This window comes from Comamonas sp. Z1 (assembly GCF_008121555.1).
Lineage (GTDB): Bacteria > Pseudomonadota > Gammaproteobacteria > Burkholderiales > Burkholderiaceae_C > Comamonas > Comamonas thiooxydans.
In genome coordinates this window covers 37,024-61,024 of sequence record NZ_VOQT01000022.1, presented here as the reverse complement: position 1 = coordinate 61,024, position 24,001 = coordinate 37,024, and the positions used below count along the sequence as shown (strand labels likewise).

Below are 24,001 nucleotides of genomic sequence, written 5' to 3'. Positions count from 1 at the left end.
CGGTCGTCACAGCCACTGCTTTTGCGGATACGGACTATGCGTACCATTTCGCTGACTGGCCTGAGCGATAGGGGGCCAGTGCTCATTGGCTGCAGCTGTAGTAGGGGCGGTGGGTGTTTCGCACTCTTCGGGATAAAACTCTTCCACAATCTCAACCCCCTCATCGGGCGCATCTTCAAAGTTGCCATTGGCAAAGCCCTGTCGTGCGGCTCCGTCCAAGGCAGACTGATCAAACCCGGCTGCCAAGCGCTCAGCCGCCAAGGTGTGGGCTTGCCCAATGGCCTCGTTCAAAGAGGCACCAGTACGCACCACCAAGTCCGCGTAATAGATGGCCGATCGATGCGACTGCGTGGTGGACTTGCCACGCAGCTTGAGCTCCAGCGGCATGCAGGCCAGGTTGCCACCAGAGACTGCAGCGAAATATTGCAGCCGCGCTGCCAGAGTGCGAATGCTGTTGAAGCCCGTGGTTCTGAATACAAAGCTGCCCAACTCATCGCTGTCGCCAATACTCACGTTCAAGCGGCCGTAGGGCTTGCAATGGCCCATGCCAAACCGGCATGTATCCGGACCAGGGCAGGCCAACTCTTCCAGACCTTTGTCTGTCACACGCTTGCAGCTCTCGCCATTGCCGACGCACAGCGGGCGAGCGGTACTGCGATCGAACATGCAGTAATCAGCTCGTAGGTTCAAATCTGGATCATTGAACAGCACCCGCACTGGGATGCTGCGCAGCTTGCGCCTTGTCGTGCTCGGTGCAGCCGTTGGCGTATCTGCCACACCCATCTTGTCTTTGAGTGAGCGTTTGCCTGTGCGAGTTTGGGTAGCGCTTGCTGACGTTTCACTTTGCACATCGGAAGGCTCTGTGCCTTCTTTTATGCCGCAGGAAACTTGACCAGGTGCTTGGCTCTGGCGCAAAGCCTCATCCAAAGGGTGTAGCACCCACTGGCCTCGCTGCTGCACCTGCGTGGTGATGGTGAACTCATCGTCCTTTTCTGGCAGACGCTTGCCGTTCTTCTCCACCACCTTGCCAATCGAAATCCTGCCAATCACAGGCGGGGTGATCATCAAACCTTTGATCATGTCTTGCTCCAAAAAAGAAAGCTCTCTGGGGCTGTGAACCGCAGAGAGCAGAGGGGGATGGATAAAAAGGGCCGTGAGTCACCGCTCACGTTTCATTGACGCAAAATCGCCGAGCACCAGCCCGCGTGGACAGGTAGGCCTTGGCCAACTCTGGATGGTCTTTGTTGAACTGCGCCGTATTGAACACTTGGCCATCCTTGCTGCGCCGCCATGTCACGCTGCCGCCGCAGGCAAACGTTGCTTTGCCCGCTTCTCCCATATGGATCTGGATGGCCTGGCGCAAGCGGGCTTCATTTTTCTGTGCCACTTCAAGCTGCTCACGTGCCGCTAACAAGGCTTCAAACGTGGCATTGAGCTCTGGGTCATCACTCATGTCTACGTCATCGCCTGAACTGTTTGGATAGAGGCTACGCAAGGCTTTTTCTGCACTGTCCGATCCATCGCCAGCAGGCGGCGTTTTGCTCCCCACCATTTGCCAGAATGCGTGCTCCATTTCGATCAGTCGAGCAATCAATGTCTCGTCTCGCTCAATCCGTAAGATTCGCAGCTCCTGACCGCCGACCAGCACAGCTACGTCAGCAGCACGATGGCCAGTCACGGCCAACTGGTGCATCACCTGCAGTTGCACATACTCGGGAACACCGTCACGCCACAGGCGGGCGCCATGGATACCTGCAGTTTTGCATTCCAGAAGCTGCACCGCCGAAGAGCCGACCACTTCACGATCCACGTTAGCCAGCATCCAAGGATGCTCAGGATGCTGCAAAACCGCATTCACTCTGCGCACCTTGTTGCCTGTGCGCTTGGTGTAGTGAGCCGCCACAATGGGCTCCAGCATCGTTCCCCAGAACATGGGGCTGGTGTCATCATTCGGATCGAAGACTGGCAGCAGATCACCCTTGCCCGTCTTTTGCATCCACAACTCCAGTTGGGACTGGTAGGGGTTCAGGCCAATCGCTGCAGCGGCATCCGAGCTGCCAATGCCGGTACGGCGAATCTCCAGCCAGTCATCGCGCTCCATGTCTTTGGTAGATACCAGACGCAAAGCAACACCTTTGCGAGGGGTGCGTGTGCCAGCAGCGCCGCCATCCAGATTGCCATTCTTGAGAACATGCACAGACATCAAAATCTCCTGGCCCGCGAACTACGGGCATAAAAAAGCCACCTCAAAAGGTGGCTGGGGGTGTAGGAAAGATGAGAGAGGGGAAGAGAACTAAGGCGTCCAAAGACGACCCCAAAAGCCAACGGTCGGTCACGGTCAGGCGACCAGTTGCAGTGCATGATCCAGAGCACGCTGCTTGATCACTGCTCCCTGACCAAACCAAGCGCTGTCCAGACGGTTGTCCTGACTACGAGCCTGCTTCTCATGGTCAACAAACTCCGTCACGGAGCACAGCAGGCCCCAAGCCGTGTCCTTGGCCGCATGCATCTCAGCCCCACGGCCATGGCCCTCATAGAGCATCTGCACCTTCTTGAGAGCCCGTTCATTGGTCAGTCCCACAGACAAATCCGAATGGGAGTCTGTATTGCAGATCACCTTCAGGAAATAGTTCAGCGCCTCATGGGTCTTGACCTTGCGCTCGGCCAGCGTCTTCATGCGGTACATAAAGCTGTCCCACTGGCCCACGGCCACGCCCAACTGGCGCTTGACCACCTGGGCATCAAAGGTCGTGCTATGCGGTACCTTGACAGCACCGACACCGTCACGCAGTGCAATCGTCAGCGTGTTGTTGCACACAACCCGCACCGTCGTCGGCATGGCTACCGTAGCAAGCGTTCCGTCACAGGACGTCGCCAGCAGCAAATAGCCGTTGACCACATCATTGCCTTTGAGCGCTGCTGACTTGCCAGTACGGGCCAGAGCCCAGAACTTGCGACCAGCCTTGAGTACACCTGCGGTCTCCAGTTCGTAGCCGGCCACTTCCGTCAGATCACGATAGAACTCCAGCACCTGGCGGGGCTGGACTACCTGGTAGCGGCTTCCCACCACAGACAGCGGAGTCTGGGTGTCACTGCGGTACAGCACCTTTTGCTCAGGGAACTCTTTGGGCTCGGCGTACAGGCCTGACAGGCCTGAATCAGCATTGGAAGCCAGATAACGCACCGGTGTTTCCTGGATGCGCCAATCCATGCCGGCGGCCTGGGCCCAGACATCGATGCCTTGTTTGGCCGGAAGGGCGTGGCCCAGTTCATGCCAAGGGGTTTGGCCGGTATATGCCATGGTTTCTACAAGATGGGACATACAAATCTCCAAATGGATGGAAACCTCTCATCACCTCAGAAATTCAAAAACTTCCGCGAGCCGGTTGATTTCACGGCTTCGGATTTTTGAAAATGGGCTTGGAGAGGTCGTCGAATGAATGGGGGAGTATTCGATAAATCGAATAAAGCTGGAAAAGAAGCTTGGTGAAATTTGAAACGAGGATTAATACGGTAAGGCGGATTTCGTCTGATTACAGCGAGCTGGAATGTGAATGCGCAAAGCTATGACCGCATTCCTGGCATTTGAAATCGTTGAGGACGTGGGCATCAATGGTTTCACCAACGGCTGAACCAACCTCGCAGCCAATGGAGCTGCCCACTAAACCGCCAAGAACGGCACCAGCCAGCCCTCCAATAGAGATGCCTGCTGGGCCCAGAAGTGCGCCTGTAATACCGCCGATTTGTGCTCCACGCAGAGAACCTGCAAAACCACCTGCAGCACCGGCAAGCGATCCGACGAAACCGCCCGTTTTACGTCCCCAACATCGTTGGACGACTTGAAGACTGCCACATAAAGGGCAAAGGCAAGGACAAGGGCGAGGGGGAAAGGTGCTCATCAAATGCTCCGATCGTTGAAATACCGCTTGCACCTCAAGGCTTGTCAGCAAGGATTGAGGTGTAGACGGAAGCGCCGTAGTAGCAACTCGAAGCAGTGATATGTGGATCAAAAAAACTGGATTTAAAAATTCTTTAGTTCTGGGGTTTTGTTGTTTTTGGCGCGAATTTCTGCTACGGAAGGATTGCGAAGCTGAATGAACGGGTCCGAATGCTTTGAATTTGAGCGGATCTTGCATGCGAAATTTGAGGTTTTCGCACAGACCAATTCTGAGTGGATTTTTCCTCTGTATGGAACTAAATTTTTCATCGAATTCGCACGTTCGCATGACTTCGAATTTTGAGGATTTTGATGCGAGGTGAGGGGTGTGTGATTTCCTATCAATAAAATAAATAAAAGTCAAGAGACCTGCTTGTCAGTTGAGGCTCCGCGAAGCAGCTGCCTCGAAGTGAGAAGCCCCTCTCGATTCAATGAAGGCCTTCAAGCAACAAAAGGAAGACTTCATGAATCAGACCCTTTACCCTTCGGCAACGGCTGTGGGAAGCAAGGCGCTTGTGCCTGATGCAGCACGGGCTGTAGCTATATCTCGAGCCAAGCTGGCTGGTACGAATACCTCCTTGCAGGCGGATCTAGGTACTGAACGCCAGAATGAAGAGCCGCAAGTCATGCAGCCTTCTGCTCACCAGAGATCCACTCTGGATCTGAAAACTATCATCCGCCTACCGCAGTTCGTGAAATTGGTGGGGCTCTCCCGTTCCACGGTGTATTTGCGTCTGAATCCCAAGACCAAGTACTACGACCCGAGTTTTCCGAAACCCATTCAGCTCGGCATGAAGGCAGTTGGGTGGAAATTGGAAGATGTGTATTCCTATATCGAGAAGCTGCGGTACAGGGAAACGGACCTATGAAATGGGGTACTAAATTTTCAAAAAGAATCGTATTGAAATTCGGCGGTTTTGTACGATTTTCTTGCGCTAATTTCGATGTGTTGGATGCTTAATTCTTAGTTGTGATATTTTGAGTTAATTAGGTATTTAGTAACTAAATATAAGGTGTATGCAATGACCAATGATGATATCAATCAGAGTCAATATATTAACAAGTATCTCCGCTTTGAAGATTCATTGGATGGGGAAGAAGAGGTGCTTCCTCATGTCTTAGACAGGGAGCTTATTGAGGCATGTAAAATAATTTATGAATTTTCTTCGAGAATACCCCATGTCTATCCATTCCCTGAAGGAGCTGTCAAAAATTATATTGGGTTGAGAAATTATCAGTACTCCTTGATCACTTGCGTGTCCGAGATGATGAGCCCAATTTTATTGGATTCTGATATTTCAGGTAGTGCGTTTTATCTCAATGTTTCTCTTGAAATTACGTCTATTCTGGATGTGATCAAGCACTGGATTTTGAATGCAGTATATGTCGATGATCGTTTATTCCAGCTTTTGAATAACTTTGATTTAAATGCCTATCGCTTGATGACTCTTGACCAACGTTGTGAGGTGCATCAGGAGTTGAACCATCTTTCTCAACAGATACGTCAAAGACTGATGGCTGAAGGGCACAGAGAAAAGGTGCACAGCTTCAAACGAAATGCTACTGAGAACTATAAGCAAGTCCTGAAGATGGCTGAGTCCAAGTGGCAGCGATTTGGAAAGGTACTGCTGATCAGATTGGATTGGGGCTACAAGAAACCTTTCCCAGATCGGCGGGGAGTCTTTTTGTCTTCGCAGGACTTTGAGCAACGTTTCAAGATCGTTTGTGCATACCGGGATAAGAAGCTCAAGGCACTTCGCAAGAAGTACAGAAAGGACTTGGCTTTTTACGTATGGAAGATTGAATGTGCGCCAATCAAAGGGCTGCACATCCACTGGCTGATTGGCCTCAATGGAACCAAGCACCAAGATCGCATCAATGTGCCTAAAGCCATTGCCCAGATGTGGGATGCTGCTGTTGGCAACCCTGATACTTACACGTGGAATCTGAATGCTCAGCAAAAGAACGAAGACGCCATCTTGCGTGTGATCGACTACAGCGACCCTTTGCTATGGCTCATCGTGGGTGGGTATGCCGAGTACCTCACGAAGGTCGACTATGTGGTGCATCTAAGGGCTCCTGAGCGGATGCACGGATTTGGATCTTCCAAGGTGCCCAAAGTTGTCAAGCGCAAAACGGGTCCTAAGCGTAGCAAGCCGGAACAAGTTGTTGATCCATGGGCAGTGCGTCGTCCATTGCGTGAATTGAATGTAGCGAAGGCAAGCAAAGGGAATCAATGATGAACAAAGCGTCTCCTTATCCTCTACATTGCTTGCAGTCACTAGGCAGTGATTTTGCCCAGTGCGTTGCAGATGCCACGCAAGCTAAAACGGCTTTGGTGGGGCCCGTGGTACTCGCAGCGATGGCCGCTGCTGTACAGGGTACTGTGGACATTCATACGCCTTTCTTTACGGTCATGCCTGCGAGCTTGTACGTCTCTGTGATTGCGGAGTCCGGGATGCGCAAATCCACAGTGATCAAACATGCGTTTCACGGGTTCCGTGACTTCGAGGCTGCCTTCAATGGATGCCAGACAGGCGAGATGAATTTTTGTGAAATTGGTGCACACCCCTATCTCTGGGAGAACACGTCTGAGAGTGGCATCGTCAGCTTATTTGGTAATGGTGCGCAGGCGGCTGCCATTGTGATGGATGAAGGTGGAATGATGGCCAAGCATCTCGATATTCAGTCCATGTGCAAGCGATTTGATGGGAGTGACTTACGCGTAATACGTAAGTATCAGATCACACAGATACCGAATACGCGGACGACGTTTTGCATGGCCGTCCAGGACGCGGTGTATGCGGAGTTTTTGGAGGGAGCACAGGGGAAAATGATGATGCACTCGGGCTTGCATGCCCGCAACCTCTACTCCTTTACCAAAACATCATTTGTCTACAGTGGTTGTGCTGGTAGGAGTGTTTCGGACCCGAAGACGCAACCCTTTAACACCCGTGTTCGTGAGTTGATGAATGACTACCGAGACATCTTTGCTTCTTCGTGCCCAAGAAGTCATATTCAGCTCTCACCCGCAGCTCTGGGATGCTGGAGAACTGCAGCTGCCGACTGGCATCAAAAAAAGTTGTTTGCCCAAGAGTGGAGAGGGATGAAGCCATTTCTGGAGCGTGCTGGTGAGCAGGCGCTGAGAGTCGCTGCGGTGCTGCAATGGTTCAATGGGCCGAAGCCTATGATTGACTTACCAATGATGGAAGCGGCTGTTGAGTTGGTCAATTGGCACCTTCAGCAAGCATTGATGGGTTTAGGAAAATCAGAGGAGTTGGTGCGTAGTACGGGTATGGTCGATTTCGCCGATGCCTTGTATTCGTATATGCAGCGTAAGCTCTCAACTAATCCTGGAGGGTTTTTTAACAGAGTTGATTTGCTGCGCAAGGGGCCTAAATGCTTGCGTAAGGCTGCGAACCTTGATTTCGCTATCGATCAGTTGGTGGGGCGAAACAAGGTTATTCTGCATTTAGAAGGCGGAAAACGTGTTGCACTTCAAATGAATTTCAACCTACTGGCTCTACTGGCACAGCCCAATCAAAATGACGTCAGGAGGCTTACAAGCTTTTTGTCATCGCGGGATAAGGATAAGTAGTGGCGTATAGCTCCAGAGTAAATCTCTGGATCTCACGTACCGTAATGTATCGAGCATAGATGGTGATGATATTGTCATTGAAACCCGTGGAGCGGGGTACGTACCTAGGTATTAGGCGTGACTCGAAAATTTGGCGATAAATATCGATGAAAAATGAACTAGGAACTCCTCTTTGGAGGGGCTATTTTTTCTTTTTTGATTTTAAGTGATATTCTTCTATCTCTTTTCTGAAATTTTTATCTTCTTTGCACCATTCTCTAATTTTTCGCAATAATCCATCTGTTGTTAAGTTGGACCCGTAGTAAATAAAATGTCTACTGCCTTCTTCTCGGGTACCTATTTTTTTTTGATATTTTTCTAGAGTGGATTCAAGATTTTTATAATGCTTTCGATGCAGGAAAGCAATGGATGATGATTTTTCATTTTCAGCTGGGAGGTTCTCTGAAAAATAATTGAGAATATTTTTTAATAAAATATGTTCACCATAATTTTTAGTGGCGCCACCAAATTTAGCTATAGTTTTTCTATCTTCTTTGTCAACTATATTGTTATAAGAATTAAGTAATTCATAGAAATTAATTTGTATAGAAAAAAGTCTACTTATAATCAAATTTTGATATCTGTGGTCAGCAAGGTGTTCATTTTTATAAAATGAATTTATTATGATTTCTTCAATTGTGTTATTATTTGGGGTTGCATATTTGAGTTCTTTTTGAGATTGTCGAATGATCCCATAGTCAAATATTAGTTGTTGAATATTGGTAAATAAGGTAATGTATTCAGCTTGAATTGTAGTGTGTGGTTTATCTGTACGAAATTTTTCTTCTCCTAATAGTCTAATTTTTTCTGAAAAGGACTTTTTACCAATAATGTCGCGATAGGGTAATACTTTAATTATTTCTTCTTCATGATATTTTTCTGTGAGGTGAATTGCTTTTATTGATTCTGTAAATATGTTTTTTAATTTTTCGGGTAAATTGGGGATGAATTTTTTCGTGGCACTTAGTACTAAGCCTGCTTCGGATTCATCTGTAATAAGTAAATCCTTCAGAGCTTTCGATGGTTTTAGGTAGAATGGAGTTATTCTGATATTGGAATTCATCGATGTATATTTTTGGTGAGCTTTGATCTGCTATCGATCTGAATGAAATTATTTAAATGATTTTTGAGCGGTATGACATCAACGTAATCGTTGAATACGAATACAGAGTCGAGGATGATTTGTAGGAATTAATATTCGTTCTAATAGTCGTACATAACTAAGTAGGTTTAACTGTCAGATCATGATATCCATAAATCTGGTTATTAGATTTTGCTATCTCACGCCAACCTCTATCTAATGTAAATGTTCTGGCTTGACCGGCGGGGTTTTGAATTTTGAGCACACACGCCTGTGCTGGATTGCTTGCGTGTTCGACCACGTACAACCAGTAAGCTTTTCCCTTTTCACGCGCGCAGTTGAATTGTGTGTGTGACAGACCTACAGGACGATCTGCCATGGTGCCCATCATCGATTTCACTTCGATCCACCGAATTAACCTGCCACTGCTGTCGGCTTCGAAGAGGTCAAAACCAGGGTTGCCTTTTGATGTGCGTTGTAGCGTCGGTTCCAGCTCGATGATCAACGTGATGGCCTGTTCCTCAACTTGCATTCGCGTTGCTTGGTTGAGGCCATCTGGATCGGCATCATCATCGTTCGGGTGGATTCCGACGTAGGAAATGAATGGCCTGCTACCAGCCGAGCCAGGCGGCCTCGATCTCTGTCCACCACCACTGGTTCCGCCACCACCGGCCCGACCGCCATTGCCCACGCCGTCGCAGCCATCGGGATCAGGTGTGCCGGGCAGGATATCCTGCATGTCGTCGCCGTACAAATCTTTCGCGCCGTCATACACATCGCCGTTGGATGGCTCGTCGGCCTCCGGTTCGAGGGCTGTCGATGGCTCGGGATCCAGTGTTGGACTGGCGCTCAACCGGGATGCCAGCTCGGCAACGATAGCGGGGTCTCTTCGCCGTAGATCGAGAATCGCTGGATCGATGCCTGCCTCTTTGGCCAGTTGGTCGATGATCGGCGGTTTGAAGGCGATCTTGGTCAACAGGAAGGGGTTGGGCTTCCAGCCAAGGAGATCGAACACCACGAGCCCTGGCGGTACAAGCTCGCCGTCGGCGTTCGGCAGCCAGGCGTCCTCATTGAGCGTCCGGATGAAACTGGCGTCGAATCGTGCGGTCTTTGTCTCGTGGGAATAGCCCCATTTGTAGGAGCCGTAGAAGGCGGCAGTGCCACGGGCCTCGAGGTCAGCCAGCTCCACCATCTACCCATCCAAAGGGATTCAATGAAGTTCATTGAATCCCTTTTTCTTTTGTTAAATCAACAACTTAGAGTGCAAATAAGTCTAAAGAAATTTAACCTCTGCCAAGAGCACTAGGGGGAACATTTGGGGGAACAGAGGCTTGAAATGGTAGATTTACCCCCGTTGTTCCCCCATTTCCCTCTAGAGCAGGGCATTTTTGAGAGGTTTGTTCCCCCATGTTGACCGATGCACAGTGCAGGAATGCCACTTGTTCCCCCGGCGTGAAGAGAGAGCGCTTTTCTGATTCGGGTGGTTTGTACCTAGAAGTCAGTCCCGCCGGGTCGCGGCGATGGTTTTGGAAGTACAGGAAGGATGGTAAGGAAGGGCGTTTGGCTTTGGGGAGCTACCCGCAGGTTAGCTTGTCGGCTGCACGAAAGGCGCGAGATGTTGCGCGCTTGCAAAAGTCCGACGGTGTGGATCCGGCAAAGGCTCGCAAGCTTGAAAAGTTAGTCAATCCAACGGGAATAGGCAGCACCTTCAAGTTGGTGGCCTTGGACTGGCATGAACGACAGGTGACCCGCTGGAGCCCTGGGCATGCTGAGAGAACACTGAGGCAATTGGAGCGTGACTTGTTCCCCTGGATCGGTGATAGAGAGATGGCCGAGATCCAGCCAATGGAACTCTTGGCTGTGCTTCAAAAGGTTGAGGAGCGTGGTGCAATTGAGACAGCCGACCGCGCTCTAATGCTTGCTCGGCAAATTTGGCGTTATTGGCTACCAACGGCCAACAACACTCAGCGTGACATCACAGAGGGGTTGAAGGCGCGGTTGACCCCTTATCGTGGAAGCAATTTCCCAGCGATCGTGGAGCCGGAGCGCTTTGGTGAGCTTTTGAGGGCAATGTATGCCTACAAAGGTGGCCCATTCGTGCGAACGGCACTTTTGCTGGCACCGTTGCTTTATCAGCGCCCAGCCAATCTGCGGATGATGGAGTGGGAGGAGCTTGATTTGGATGGGCAGCTGTGGACGATTCCTAGCGCAAAAATGAAGCGCTCTGTGCAAGAGAAGGAAAACGGCGAGCCGCATGTTGTGCCGTTGCCCAAACAGGCGGTGGCGATGCTTCGTGAGTTGAAGCCTCTCAGTGGACGTGGCCGTTATGTTTTCCCTGGCCAGCGAGATCATGACAGGCCCATGTCAGATAACTCTGTGCGCACGGCCTTATATAGCCTCGGGTTTGGCGATGAGCAAAGCTGGCATGGTTTTCGTGCCAGCGCCAGAACCATGTTGGTTGATCAACTGGACCTTGATCCACTGGCGATTGAGGCTAATCTGGCGCATGCCGTCAAGGATGCGAACGGAAGGAGCTACAACCGCACCAAGTACTTGGCAAAGCGTTTTGAGCAGATTCAGCAATGGGCTGACTACCTTGATCGACTGCGTAATGGTGGGGCCAATGTGGTTGCGTTGCATCAGCGTGTAGGCTGAAACTCGGATGCATCCGTGCACTGGCATGTGCTTCTTGATCAATGTTGAGAAAGGCATCCGTTCTCTGTGTCCCCTCTGTTTGATAATGAGATCATAAGAAACTGATCATCGGGGGGATGAGGAACAATGAAGTTCATCAGCAATGCCGGCTCTGACCGGGTTCTGGACCTGATTCGTCCTGGGTTAGGGCGTGGGCGCTGGACATGGTCTCAGACGCGTTCTCCCTGTTTGCTTTTGCTGAACTGCTCACTGAGTTATACGTGCTGGAGAAAGCACGCATCGTTGTCCCACCCCCCAAGCAAAGTAGCACTCCTTTTCCATACTTCCAGACAGACCACCTTGGATTGCTTGGTTCCGCTTGTGACCGTGCTTCGCGCAACAAGCTTCAAGTGCATTGGCTGGCCCGCAAACTGATGCAGTGGCTGGAGGTCAAAGCAGATGTTCGACAGGCTAAAGGTGCTGTGCCGCAGGGCACGTTCGTCTTGCGTGATGAGAGCAGCCTGGCTCAGCAAGCGGCTCTGGGTTCCTTTGGCTTTAGCTCTGAAGGCTTGGGCATAACTTCTGGCAATCCATTGAGTTTGATTCAGGCATCTGAAAATACGGCAGAAGCCCAAATGCTCAGTCAGTGGTTTGACCAGCAATGGGCACAGCTTGAAGAGCATCCTGAAGCAAAAACCTTGCTGCTTTCTGCTGTCAAGGAGCTGGCCAACCATCGCGATGCAGCCAGTGTGTATGCCTTGGTGCTTCACCAGTTGTTTGCCACAGAAGAGCTGGATGAGGAAAAAATCGTCAAATCAGCCACTGGCATACGCAATACCGTTGTTTGGAAAAAACTCTATAAGTTTCAACGAGATGGCGTCGTAGGCGCCATCGAAAAGCTGCAACGCTTTGGTGGCTGCATCATTGCAGACAGCGTGGGCCTCGGCAAAACCTTTGAAGCCCTGGCCGTCATTAAGTACCACGAACTACGCAACGATCGCGTGCTAGTGCTGTGCCCCAAACGCTTGCGCGACAACTGGACGCTCTACAAGGCCAACGATCAACGCAACGTCCTTGCACCTGATCGATTCAACTACGACGTTCTCAATCACACAGACCTCACCCGAGACAAAGGCAGCTCCGGCGATATCGACTTGGCGCACGTAAACTGGGGCAACTATGACCTGATCGTGATCGATGAGTCTCATAACTTTCGCAACAAAGCTGCGAACAAGGGACGCGAGACACGCTATGACAAGCTGATGCGCAAGATCATTCGCGAAGGGGTCAAAACACGGGTGCTGATGCTGTCAGCCACGCCAGTGAACAATCGCCTAGCAGACCTGCGCAATCAGATTGCTTTTGTCACCGAGGGCAATGACACAGCACTTTTTGAGCATGGCATCGCCAGTATTGATAGCACCACCCGCCGTGCCCAGAAAGCCTTTAACCGCTGGCTAGATCTGCCTCCTGAAGAGAAGTCACCGGCGTTGCTGGTGGAAATGCTGGGCTTTGACTACTTTGCCTTGCTGGACCACCTGACCATCGCACGCTCGCGCCGCCATATTGAAAAGTATTACGGTACGGCAGAGACTGGCCGGTTCCCTGAGCGTCTGCCTCCCATCAACATCAAAGCCGATGTGGACCGTGCGGGCGAATTTCGCTCCATCCGCGACATCAATCTGGAAATCCGACGGCTCAACCTTTCTGCGTATGCGCCCCTGCGCTACGTGCTGCCGCACAAGCAAGAAGCCTATGACCAGAAGTACAGCACCCAAATTCGTGGCGGAGAGAGCTTCTTCCGTCAAGCAGATCGTGAAGAAAGCCTGATTCACCTTCTGCGTGTCAACGTGCTCAAACGCATGGAAAGTGCTGTGTCTTCGTTTGCCTTGACTGTGCAGCGACAGCTGCGCGATGTGGAAAGCATGCTGGCGCGCATTGAAGCTCATCAGGAAGAAATTGAAGAGCTCGACATCGCCGATGTGGACATTGACGACCCCGCCTTTGAATCCCTCTTGGTCGGTCGCAAAGTCAAGGTTCTGCTGACTGATGTAGACCTGCTGCGCTGGCAGCAAGACTTGATTGAAGATCGCAACCGCCTGGCCACCTTGTACGCCGCAGCAGAGCAAGTCAGCGCCGCCCGCGATGACAAGCTGCAAAAATTGCGTGAACTGATCGCGCAAAAGTGCCAGCAGCCGATCAACCCCGGCAACCGCAAAGTGATCGTATTCACTGCCTTTGCCGATACGGCCAACTATCTGTATCAACACCTTGCTACCTGGGCCAAGTCAGAGCTGGGTATCGAATCGGCATTGGTGACAGGCGCAGGACGCAACCAAACCACATTGCCAGAACTGCGCCGTGACCTGAGCAGTATCTTGACTGCATTTTCCCCACGCTCCAAAGAGCGGCCAGAGGCGCTGGTGCATGAAGGCGAGTTGGACTTACTCATTGCCACCGACTGCATCAGCGAAGGCCAAAACCTGCAAGACTGTGACTGGCTGATCAACTACGACATTCACTGGAACCCGGTGCGAATCATCCAGCGGTTTGGGCGGATTGACCGTATTGGCTCCACCAACAGCAGCATTCAGCTGGTGAACTTCTGGCCCAACATGGAGTTGGAGGAATACATCAACCTGGAGCAACGGGTCAGCGGCCGCATGGTGCTGCTGGATATTTCCGCCACAGGCGAAGAAAACATCATTGAAGAGCAATCCGGCAACCAGATGAATGATCTGGAATACCGCCGCAACCAACTGCTCAAGCTGCAAGAAACCGTCATTGACCTGGAAGACCTCTCCAGCGGCGTCGCCATCACCGACCTGACGCTGACCGACTTCCGAATCAACCTGGCCGAATACACACGCGAACACCCTGACAAGTTGGAAGGCATGCCCTTGGGCTGCTTTGCCGTCACCACCAGCATTGATGCCGATATTCCACCGGGCATTCTGTTTTGCCTGCGTGCCGAAGGCGCTGCTGCGCAAAAAATGGTGGATGCCAGCTACCCCTTGGCCCCTCACTATCTGGTACATGTGGGCGATGATGGTGCGGTGCTGCTGCCTTACACCCAAGCTAAACGCTTTTTAGACCGACTCAAACGCTTGAGCGTCGGTCGTGACCTGCCCGATGCCACAGCCTGCGCACGCTTTGACCACGCCACCCGCCATGGCCAAGACATGCAGCATGCACAAAAGCTGCTTGCTGCTGCCGTGGGATCGATTGTGGGCAAATCCGAAGAGCGAGCCGTGGCCAGCCTGTTCTCACCGGGCGGCACCCACGCCATGCGGGGGGAATTCGCAGGGGCTAATGACTTTGAAGTGGTTGCCTACCTGATCGTCTTACCCAATGAACATGAGACTCAGGAAGCTCAAGCCGCATGAGTACGCATAGTCTGCATGCCCAGCAATTACTGACGGCACTTGCTGTTCCTACAACTGCTTTGGTGCAAAAGCGCATTCCCAAAAAAATGCTGGCCGAAAGCGGGGCGGCCACTGTCGCTGACCGCAAGCTGGTGCAAGACCACATTGAAGAACTCACCTGGTATGCCGCGCTCAAGCCCGGCAATGTCGGCGTCGCGGCATATGAAGACGAACAGCGCAGCTACCTGGAAGTAGCCGTAGTCGTTGCCCAAATTCGCTCTAATCAAGCTCCCCACGCTGCAGCTACTGCCCAGCAGTCAGCGCGTCCTGTCACCATTAGCACCAGTATCAAACGCGTAGCCGAGCTGGTTCACCGCGCCATCCCTTACCCCACCTTGCTCGTGCTGGATAGCGGCGGGCAATTGCTTGTTTCCATTGCACATATTCGCAAGGCACAGCGCGAATTGGATAAGACCGTGCTGGACGATGCTCCCACCATCACTGCCCTTGGGGTAGGTACTTCGGCAGAGGCATTTTTACAAGCCATGGCATTGGGTAAGCAGCCCACCCAACACCTGCAAGCCCTGTACCAAGGCTGGTTTGACACGTTGACAGCTTGGCAGGCTATGGAGTTGACAGGGCAATTCATCCCCAGTCATAGCCCACAGCATGCCGCGCAGCGCCGAGCAGCACTGCACGCCTGCAGAGAACTGGACACACGCATTGCCGCAGCACGCGCCGCTGCAGTCAAAGAAAAACAGCTGGCCAGGCAAGTGGCCGCCAATTTAGAAATCAAAGCCCTGTTGGCCCAGCGCCAGCAAGCAGCTCAAAACCTTTGAGGGAAAAATGAAAGCGACCGAAGCCAATTTGCTCAAGTTCTTGCGCAAGTCCCCGCAATTTGTCATTCCTATCTATCAGCGCAACTACTCCTGGACAGAAGCGCAATGCCGCCAGTTGTGGGCGGACCTGATGCGGGCTGGACGTGATGACAAAGTCAATGCGCATTTCATTGGCTCCATCGTTTACGTAGAACGCGGCTTGTCTACCGTCACGACCGAAGAGGCTTTGCTGGTGATCGATGGCCAACAGCGCTTGACCACCAGCACCTTGTTGATTGCAGCGCTTGCCGAGCACTTCAAAACCCATAATGTGGCTGAGTTGCTGGATGCTTTTTCCTTCAAAAAGCTACGCAACTACTACCTGCTAAACCCTGATGAGGATGGCGACCGCCACTACAAGCTCATCCTGTCGGAAACAGACAAAGAGACCTTGCTGGCCCTGCTGCAGGACACTCCCATGCCCGCGCAGGCCAGCACACGCATCACCGAAAACTACGCGCTATTCCAAAGCCTGATTGAAGAGCACCAGCAAGAGCTGGAAGCCATCTGCCAAGGGCTGGCTAAATTGGTCATTGTGGATGTGGCCTTGGACCGCTCACAAGACAATCCCCAGTTGATCTTTGAGAGCATGAACTCCACGGGGCTGGAGCTCAGCCAGGCCGACCTCATCCGCAACTACATCTTGATGGGGCTGGAACCCAAGCTGCAGACGGAGCTTTACAACACCTACTGGCGGCCCATGGAAAAGGCATTTGGTCAGGCAGCCTATGTGGTGCACTTTGATGCTTTCATGCGCCATTACCTCACCACCAAGACGGGTGAGATTCCGAACGTGCGTGAGGTGTACCTTGCGTTCAAAGCCTTTGCCCAAAAGCAACCCGACACCGACACACGCACACGCGACCTGGTGGCCGATATTCACGCCTACGCCTTGTACTACTGCGCCATGGCCTTGGGTACCGAGACAGATACAGGCTTGAAGCAAGCCTTTCACGACCTGCGGGAATTGAAAGTGGACGTGGCCTATCCCTTCTTGTTAGACGTGTACCACGACTACAAGCAAGGCCGTTTGGGCAGCGATGAAGCTTTGCAGATCGTGCGCCTAGTGGAAAGCTACGTCTTTCGCCGCGCCATCTGCGCCATTCCCACCAACTCACTGAACAAAACCTTTGCGGGCCTGAGCCGCACTCTCAAAAAGGACCGCTACTTGGAAAGTGTGCAAGCTTCGCTGCTGCTACTGCCCTCATACCGCCGCTTTCCCAAAGACGATGAATTTCAGCGTGAAATCAAGCTGCGTGACCTCTACAACTTCCGCAGCCGCAGCTATTGGTTGCGCCGTTTGGAAAACCATGGGCGCAAAGAACGTGTGGTGGTGGAGGACTACACCATTGAGCACATCCTGCCGCAAAACGAAGACCTCTCTCCGGAATGGCAGCAAGAGCTGGGGCCTGACTGGCAACGCATTCAAGAGGAATGGCTGCACACCCTGGGCAACCTCACGCTCACCGGCTACAACGGCGAGTACAGTGACCGCCCCTTCGCTTACAAGCGCGATCAAGTCACTGACAAAGATGGCAACCCGATTGGCTTTGCCAGCAGCCCCCTCAAACTGAACCTGGGCTTGGGCGCAGTCGCGCAGTGGGATGAAGCAGCCATCAAAGCCCGTGCCGAACGTTTGGCCACTGACGCCGCCAAAGTATGGAAAGTGCCAGCGCTGGACAATAGCGTACTCGACGCTTACCGAGCCACGCCTGCTCAACCTGGGCAAACCTACAGCATGGCTGACCACCCGCACCTGGAAACGGGAGCTATGAAGCCCGTGTTTGAGGCGCTACGCAAAGCCGTGCAGGCACTCAACCCCAACGTCACCGAAGAGTTTTTAAAGCTTTACGTGGCCTACAAGGCAGAGACCAACTTTGTCGATGTAGTGCCGCAGGCCAAGCGGCTGCTGCTGGTGCTCAACATTGGGATTGCCGAGTTGGACGACCCACGTGGCTTGTGCCGCGACATCTCCAATATTGGCCGCTGGGGCAATGGTGATGTCGAAGTGGGCCTGAGCTGCCTGGACGAATTGCCCTATGTGATGGGGCTGATTCGCCAAGCATTGGACCGCCAGATGGGCGGGCTGCAAGACGATGGATACTGATCCGGTTGCGGCCAACTTACATTGCACTTGAACACAAAAAAGATAGCTGCTTGCGCAAGTAAACAATGGCTTTAAATTGAAAAATCATTCAAAAACTAATAAAGACAAGCGCTAGCAGCTATCTTTTTTACCGACTAGAACTTGCTGACTGCACATCAAGATTTGATGCAGCCAGCAAGCTCCCTCCAAGATTTGAGCGATTTCTATGACGATACAAAAAATCGAAGCCCATTCCTCCGAGGCGCAAAGCGCTAACCTGGTGGCCGACAACATTGAAAAGCTCAAAGCCCTGTTTCCCGAGCTGCTGACCGAAACCGTGGTCAACGGCCAAACCACCGCAGCCTTGAACATGGATGTGCTCAAGGCATTGGTGGGTGATGCCACCGTCACCGACAGTGATGAAAAATACGGCCTCAACTGGCATGGCAAGCGCAAGGCACGCCAGATTGCCTTGACGCCCAGCACCGGCACGCTGCGCCCCGCCAAAGACGAAAGTGTGGACTGGGACACCACCCAAAACCTGATGATTGAGGGTGACAACCTGGAAGTGCTCAAGCTGCTGCAGAAGAGCTATGCAGGCAAGGTCAAGCTGATTTATATCGACCCGCCTTACAACACGGGCAAGGACTTTGTGTATCCCGACAACTTTCAGGACAACATCAAAAATTATCTGGAGCTAACGGGGCAAACTGAGGGCGGTTCCAAAATCACCACCAACACTGAGGCCAGTGGTCGGTTTCATACCGATTGGCTGAATATGATTTATCCGCGCTTAAAACTTGCAAAAAGTCTTCTGCGAAAGGATGGAGTGATATTCATCAGCATTGATGATGGTGAAGTTAGTAATCTCAGAAAAATCTGCGATGAGATATTTGGAGAAGAAAACTTCGTTAGCACTTTGATTTGGGAAAAAAGATATAGCCCTCAGAATGCAGTGCAGTGGTTTTCTGAATCTCATGATTTCATTTTGGTCTACGCTGCGAACAAGGAACTTTGGAAGCCAAATCTGCTTGAGCGCTCTGATGAAATGAATGCTCGATATAGAAATCTAGATAATGATCCACGTGGAGATTGGAAACCTGCAGATGCGACAGAACAAGCAGGTCATGGAACTCCTGCACAGTTTTACGAATTCACGTCACCTTCTGGAAAAACGTTTTCTCCTCCAAACGGGCGTTGCTGGGTATATACAAAGCCCAGGATGGAGGAAATGCTTGCTGATAATAGAATTTGGTTCGGAGCATCCGGGGATAATGCTCCAGCTATCAAAAGGTTCCTTACGGAGGTAAAGCAAGGTGTAGCATGCCAAACAATCTGGAAATATGAAGATGTAGGCCACAATCAAGAAGGCAAAAAAGAAATAAAAGAAATTTTCCCCGAAGCTGTTCCATTTGATACGCCAAAACCTACCAGATTAATAGAGCGAATTTTAAAAGTAGGTACTACAGATGCATCGAATGATCTGGTTCTCGATTTTTTTGGAGGAAGTGGAACTACAGCACAAGCTGTTTACTCCGTCAACAAAATGGACAATGGGAAAAGAAAGTTCATTCTTGTTCAGCTTCCTGAAGAAACAGCAGACAATAATTATTCAAATATTGCGGAAGTAACCAAAGAGCGACTACGACGATCCGGAAAAATCGTAAAGGGAAGCGATCCACTTTTTACGGGTGATATAGGCTTTAGGTGCTTTAAGCTAGATACCTCGAACATTCGTGCATGGAAACCCAACGTCAACGATTTAAAAACATCGCTGTTTGACAACCTGGAGCACATTGAGCCCGAACGTAGCAATGACGATGTGCTGTACGAAGTACTGCTCAAGCTGGGGTTGGATCTGTGCGTCCCCATGGAAGCTCAGCAAATTGCGGGCAAAACCGTGCACAGCATTGGCGGTGGCGCGCTCATGACCTGCTTGGATGCACACATTGGCGTAGCAGATGCCGAAGGCTTGGCCCTGGGTATGGCCCAGTGGCGTGAAGCACAAGGCACGGCCACTGAGACCACCGCAGTCTTCCGCGATAGCGCGTTTGAAAACGATGTGGCCAAGAGCAATCTGGCCGCCATCTTGGAGCAGCACGGTATCAAGCACGTGCGGAGCCTGTGATGAGCGATTTCTTGATCTACCAAGCAGAAGACGGTAAAACGCAGCTTTCCGTGCTTCTAGATAACGAAGATTTGTGGCTCAGCCAAAAGCAGCTGACAGAGCTGTTTGGCAAGGCCAAAGGCACGATCAGTGAGCACATCAAGCACATCTTTGAAGATGGCGAGTTGCACGAGGCTTCAGTTGTTCGGTTTTACCGAACAACTGCCACCGATGGCAAAAGCTACGAGGTAGCGCACTACAACCTGGAGATGGTGCTGGCCCTGGGCTTTCGGGTGCGCAGCCAGGCTGGTGTGCGCTTTCGGCAGTGGGCCAATGCCCAGTTGAAGGAGTTCATCATCAAGGGCTTTGTGCTGGATGACGAGCGCCTGAAAAACCCCGGTAAGGGTCGTGATTACTTTGATGAGCTGACGCAGCGGCTGCAGGACATCCGCACGAGCGAGCGCCGCTTCTATCAAAAGATTACGGACATCTATGCCACCAGCGTGGATTACAACCCGCAAGCGGCTATCACCCAAGAGTTTTTTGCCACGGTGCAAAACAAGGTGCACTACGCCATCCACGGCCATACGGCGGCAGAGCTGATCAAGCAACGCGCGGACAGCAGCCAGCCCAACATGGGGCTGACCAACTGGAACGGTGCGCGCATTCGCAAAAGCGATGTAAGCGTGGCCAAAAACTATCTGACGGAAGAAGAGCTCCGGGCTTTGAACAACTTGGCTGAACAATATTTGGTGTTTGCCGAAGGGCAGGCAGCGCGACGCATTGCCATGACGATGCAAGACTGGGTGACCAAGCTGGAAGGCTTTTTGACACTGAATGACCGGGAAATTCTGCGTGGAGCCGGGCGTATTTCTGCCGACTTGGCCAAGAACCATGCAGAGCAAGAGTTCACCAAATTCCGTACGTTAGAGAATGCATCGCTGGAGTCTGACTTTGACAAGATGGTGAAGTCCTTGCCTGCACCACGAAAGGGTAAGCAATGAAGCTGCATTTTGAGTCCGACCTTTCTTACCAAAAAGCAGCGATGGATGCTGTGTGCGATCTGTTCCGTGGGCAGGAGGTGTTTCACTCAGTGTTTTCGGTGGCTGCGCCTGTGGCCACGGACGACCAGCAGTACAGCTTTGAAGGAAAGCAGTTTTCTGACAGTGGTGGCGTGGGCAATGCCTTGAAGCTGCTGCCGGACGTTGAAATTTCTGACAACCTGCAAAAGGTGCAGCTGCGCAATGGTGTGCCGCCCTCTGACAAGCTCAAGCCCAAGCAAGCGCTGGACTTCACCGTTGAGATGGAAACCGGCACGGGCAAGACCTATGTGTACCTGCGCACGGTGTTTGAGCTGAATGAGCGTTACGGCTTTACCAAGTTTGTAGTGGTGGTGCCATCAGTGGCCATCAAGGAAGGGGTCAACAAAACCCTGCAGATCACCCGCGAGCACTTTGAGGGCTTGTACCCTGGTGCCAAGGGTTATGAGTTTTTTCAGTACAACTCTGATCGCTTGGGTGAGGTGCGCAACTTTGCGACTAGCCCCAATATTCAGATCATGGTCATCACTGTGGGTGCCATCAACAAATTTGGGGATGAAGCAGCCGCTGCCGCAGAAGAGTCTGATGAAGCCAAGCGCCGTGAAAAGTCCAAGAACAAGATGTACCGGGCCAGCGAGAAAACGGGTGGTGAACGCCCGATTGACCTGATTCGCAACACGCGTCCCATCTTGATCGTGGATGAGCCACAAAGCGTGGATGGCGGCATGGACGGCAAGGGCAAAAAAGCCTTGGCACACATGGACCCGTTGTGCACGCTGCGTTATTCAGCCACCCATGTGGACAAGCACAACATGGTGTACCGGCTGGATGCGGTGGATGCGTATGAGCAAAAGCTGGTGAAGCAAATTGAGGTGGCCGCAGCCACTGTGCAAGGCGGCGGCAACAAGCCTTTTGTGAAGCTGCTGGCCGTGGCCAACAAAAAAGGCGTCATCACTGCAAGCATTGAAGTGGACCGGGAGAACGCCGCAGGCGCTGTGCGGCGCGAAACGATCACGGTGCAAGATGGTTTCGACCTGGAGCAAGAGACAGGCCGCCCGCTGTACGCTAATGTGCGGATTGGCGAAATTCGCGCAGCCAAGGCGGACCAGTTCATTGAACTGAAAGTGCCCGGCGGCGAAGAGTTCTTGCGTGTGGGCGAGGCGTGGGGCGATGTAGACCCCAAGGCCGTACAGCGCGCCATGATTGCCCGAACAATCAAAGAGCACCTGGACAAAGAGAAGCGCCTGCGCCCCTTGGGCGTGAAGGTACTGAGCCTGTTCTTTATCGATGAAGTGGCCAAGTACCGCCAGTACGATGAGCAGGGGAATGCCGTCAAAGGCGAGTACGCCTTGATGTTTGAGGAAGAGTACAAGCGCCTGGCCAAACACCCGGACTACCAAAGTCTGTTTACAGAAGTGGATCTGTTGGCGGCAGCCAGCGAGGTGCACAACGGCTACTTCTCCATCGACAAGAAAAAAATTGGCGGCAAAACGGTGGAAGTGGTGAAGGACACCAGCGGCAGCACCGCCGCGGATGACGACACCTACAGCCTGATCATGCGTGACAAGGAAAAGCTACTGAGCTTTTCTTCGCCACTGAAATTCATCTTCTCGCACTCGGCACTGAAGGAAGGCTGGGACAACCCGAACGTCTTTCAAATCTGCAATTTCTCCACCCGCGATACGGAGCGCTGGCGCCGTCAAACCATTGGCCGTGGCCTGCGCCTGTGCGTGAACCAAAAGGGCGAGCGCTTACTTGGCTTCATGGTCAACACCTTGACGGTGATTGCGACTGAGAGCTACGAACAGTTTGCCGAAAACCTACAGCGCGATATTGAAAAAGACACGGGCATTCAGTTTGGGATTGTCAAAGACCACGAGTTTGCTGGGATTGGAGTAGGCCAGACCAACGGCGATGTGACGCCCTTAGGGTTTGATGCATCCAAGGCGCTGTGGGCACATTTGAAGTCACAAGGCTACATCGACAGCAAAGGCAAGGTGCAGGACACACTGCGTACCGCCCTAAAGGAGGTGACCTTGGTGCTGCCCGAGCAGTTCTCTGCGCAAAAAGAGCAAATTGCGGCAGTGCTGAAAAAAATCACCGGTAAGCTGGAAATCAAAGATGCGGATGAGCGCGAGACTGTGCCCGTGCGCAAGTCGGTTCTTGTGAGCCCAGAGTTCAAGGCGCTGTGGGATCGCATCAAGCACAAGACAACCTACCGTGTGCAGTTTGACAATGCCCAGTTGATCAAAAAATGCATTGATGCTTTGAATGTCATGCCCCCTGTGGCCAAGACGCGTCTGCTTTGGAAAAAGGCAGAAATGTCGATCACCAAAGCTGGGGTAGATGCCTCCGAGTTGGCCGTTTCCAGCCCTGTAGCGATTGATGAAAACGACATCGAGTTGCCTGATGTACTGACCGAGTTGCAGGATCGTACCCAGCTGACACGTAAAACGATTGCGCACATCCTCACTGAAAGCACCCGGCTGCAAGATTTCAAGCGCAACCCACAGCAATTCATTGAAATGACCGCTGATGCTATCAACCGCTGCAAACGTTTGGCCTTGGTGGATGGCATCAAGTACCAGCGACTGGGCGACGACAATTACTACGCCCAGGAGTTGTTTGAAACCGAAGAATTGACGGGTTACCTGAAGAACTTGGTGCAGGACACGCAGAAGTCTGTGTACCAGCACGTGGTCTACGACTCTGCCGTTGAACGTGACTTTGCTGATGCCTTAGAGAAAAATGAGGCTGTGAGGGTCTACGCGAAACTGCCAGGCTGGTTCAAGGTGCCCACGCCCTTAGGAACTTACAACCCTGACTGGGCCGTGCTGATCGAACGAGATGGCCAAGAGCGCTTGTACTTCGTTGTTGAGACGAAAAGCAGCCTGTTTGAAGAAGATCTGCGTGACCGCGAGGGCGGTAAGATCAAGTGCGGGGCTGCGCATTTTGCAGCCTTGGCGGTGGGTGAAAACCCGGCAATTTACGGAAAATTCAAAGATGTTAATGGCTTGATGGAGAAAGTGCTAGAGCATTAATCCATTAATAATTTTCTTCGCTGATCCAAGAAAAATTAAACAATCCCGAACTGAGAGAAGTCAGTTCGGGATTGTTTTACTTGGTTGAATCGTTAAAACGACCGGAGCCTCTTCTAACCTAGAAAGATAGGCGTTACCTTGTGATGAATTTTCGCTGTTTAAATTAAAAAAAGAATGACAAAAAAGCGATACGAC

16 protein-coding genes are annotated in these 24,001 nt (G+C 51.8%); 10 read left to right on the top strand and 6 right to left on the bottom strand.

From position 1 onward, the window contains the following. Positions 1-6 precede the first annotated feature (6 nt). The 4 genes from FSY45_RS24315 to FSY45_RS28405 all read right to left on the bottom strand — a co-directional run bounded on the left by FSY45_RS24315 (position 7) and on the right by FSY45_RS28405 (position 4,301). On the bottom strand, positions 7-1,080 hold the full coding sequence (locus FSY45_RS24315; RefSeq protein WP_012837667.1) for a hypothetical protein: 1,074 nt from the start codon (positions 1,078-1,080) through the stop codon (positions 7-9). An 85-nt stretch (positions 1,081-1,165) separates the two neighbouring features. Beyond that, on the bottom strand, positions 1,166-2,203 hold the full coding sequence (locus tag FSY45_RS24310) for a YqaJ viral recombinase family protein (RefSeq protein WP_012837668.1): 1,038 nt from the start codon (positions 2,201-2,203) through the stop codon (positions 1,166-1,168). Positions 2,204-2,338: 135 nt separating this feature from the next. After that, positions 2,339-3,322 (bottom strand): DUF932 domain-containing protein, encoded by a 984-nt coding sequence (locus tag FSY45_RS24305; protein ID WP_012837669.1) that lies wholly within the window; start codon positions 3,320-3,322, stop codon positions 2,339-2,341. A gap of 211 nt (positions 3,323-3,533) precedes the next feature. Then, positions 3,534-4,301, bottom strand: coding sequence for a hypothetical protein (locus FSY45_RS28405; protein ID WP_230630456.1), 768 nt, complete (start codon positions 4,299-4,301; stop codon positions 3,534-3,536). 100 nt (positions 4,302-4,401) lie between these two features. Here FSY45_RS28405 and FSY45_RS28400 point away from each other — a divergent pair, with 100 nt between their 5' ends. The 3 genes from FSY45_RS28400 (at position 4,402) to FSY45_RS24285 (ending at position 7,535) form a co-directional block, all read left to right on the top strand. Next, positions 4,402-4,806 (top strand): AlpA family transcriptional regulator, encoded by a 405-nt coding sequence (locus FSY45_RS28400; protein ID WP_230630455.1) that lies wholly within the window; start codon positions 4,402-4,404, stop codon positions 4,804-4,806. A 153-nt stretch (positions 4,807-4,959) separates the two neighbouring features. After that, on the top strand, positions 4,960-6,177 hold the full coding sequence (locus tag FSY45_RS24290) for an inovirus-type Gp2 protein (RefSeq protein ID WP_019043833.1): 1,218 nt from the start codon (positions 4,960-4,962) through the stop codon (positions 6,175-6,177). Beyond that, positions 6,174-7,535, top strand: a complete 1,362-nt coding sequence (locus FSY45_RS24285; RefSeq protein ID WP_034358032.1) for a DUF3987 domain-containing protein — start codon at positions 6,174-6,176, stop codon at positions 7,533-7,535. The genes FSY45_RS24290 and FSY45_RS24285 overlap by 4 nt, the downstream gene beginning before the upstream one ends. A 181-nt stretch (positions 7,536-7,716) precedes the next feature. Here the strand turns inward: FSY45_RS24285 and FSY45_RS24280 are convergent, their stop codons facing one another. After that, on the bottom strand, positions 7,717-8,637 hold the full coding sequence (locus FSY45_RS24280; protein ID WP_131324705.1) for a hypothetical protein: 921 nt from the start codon (positions 8,635-8,637) through the stop codon (positions 7,717-7,719). A 157-nt stretch (positions 8,638-8,794) separates the two neighbouring features. Then, the gene (locus tag FSY45_RS24275) at positions 8,795-9,847 is read right to left on the bottom strand and encodes a protein NO VEIN domain-containing protein (RefSeq protein ID WP_148748452.1); all 1,053 of its coding nucleotides are present in this window, start codon (positions 9,845-9,847) and stop codon (positions 8,795-8,797) included. A gap of 215 nt (positions 9,848-10,062) precedes the next feature. On the opposite strand from FSY45_RS24275, the gene FSY45_RS24270 reads away from it, so the two are divergent. The 7 genes from FSY45_RS24270 to FSY45_RS24240 all read left to right on the top strand — a co-directional run bounded on the left by FSY45_RS24270 (position 10,063) and on the right by FSY45_RS24240 (position 23,806). Further along, positions 10,063-11,310 carry an integrase arm-type DNA-binding domain-containing protein gene (locus FSY45_RS24270; protein ID WP_054076035.1) on the top strand — a complete coding sequence of 416 codons (1,248 nt, stop codon included), beginning with the start codon at positions 10,063-10,065 and terminating at the stop codon, positions 11,308-11,310. A 203-nt stretch (positions 11,311-11,513) separates the two neighbouring features. Further along, positions 11,514-14,675 carry a helicase-related protein gene (locus FSY45_RS24265; RefSeq protein ID WP_238592629.1) on the top strand — a complete coding sequence of 1,054 codons (3,162 nt, stop codon included), beginning with the start codon at positions 11,514-11,516 and terminating at the stop codon, positions 14,673-14,675. Continuing rightward, a complete protein-coding gene (locus FSY45_RS24260; RefSeq protein ID WP_081007870.1) occupies positions 14,672-15,493 on the top strand; it encodes a DUF4391 domain-containing protein in 822 nt (273 codons plus the stop codon). The genes FSY45_RS24265 and FSY45_RS24260 overlap by 4 nt, the downstream gene beginning before the upstream one ends. A gap of 7 nt (positions 15,494-15,500) precedes the next feature. Beyond that, a complete protein-coding gene (locus tag FSY45_RS24255; RefSeq protein WP_054076036.1) occupies positions 15,501-17,639 on the top strand; it encodes a DUF262 and DUF1524 domain-containing protein in 2,139 nt (712 codons plus the stop codon). 205 nt (positions 17,640-17,844) lie between these two features. Continuing rightward, the gene (locus FSY45_RS24250) at positions 17,845-19,746 is read left to right on the top strand and encodes a site-specific DNA-methyltransferase (RefSeq protein WP_148748451.1); all 1,902 of its coding nucleotides are present in this window, start codon (positions 17,845-17,847) and stop codon (positions 19,744-19,746) included. Beyond that, a complete protein-coding gene (gene rhuM, locus FSY45_RS24245; RefSeq protein ID WP_054076038.1) occupies positions 19,746-20,729 on the top strand; it encodes a RhuM family protein in 984 nt (327 codons plus the stop codon). The genes FSY45_RS24250 and rhuM overlap by 1 nt, the downstream gene beginning before the upstream one ends. Further along, positions 20,726-23,806, top strand: a complete 3,081-nt coding sequence (locus FSY45_RS24240; RefSeq protein ID WP_054076039.1) for a type III restriction-modification system endonuclease — start codon at positions 20,726-20,728, stop codon at positions 23,804-23,806. The genes rhuM and FSY45_RS24240 overlap by 4 nt, the downstream gene beginning before the upstream one ends. Positions 23,807-24,001: the final 195 nt, after the last annotated feature.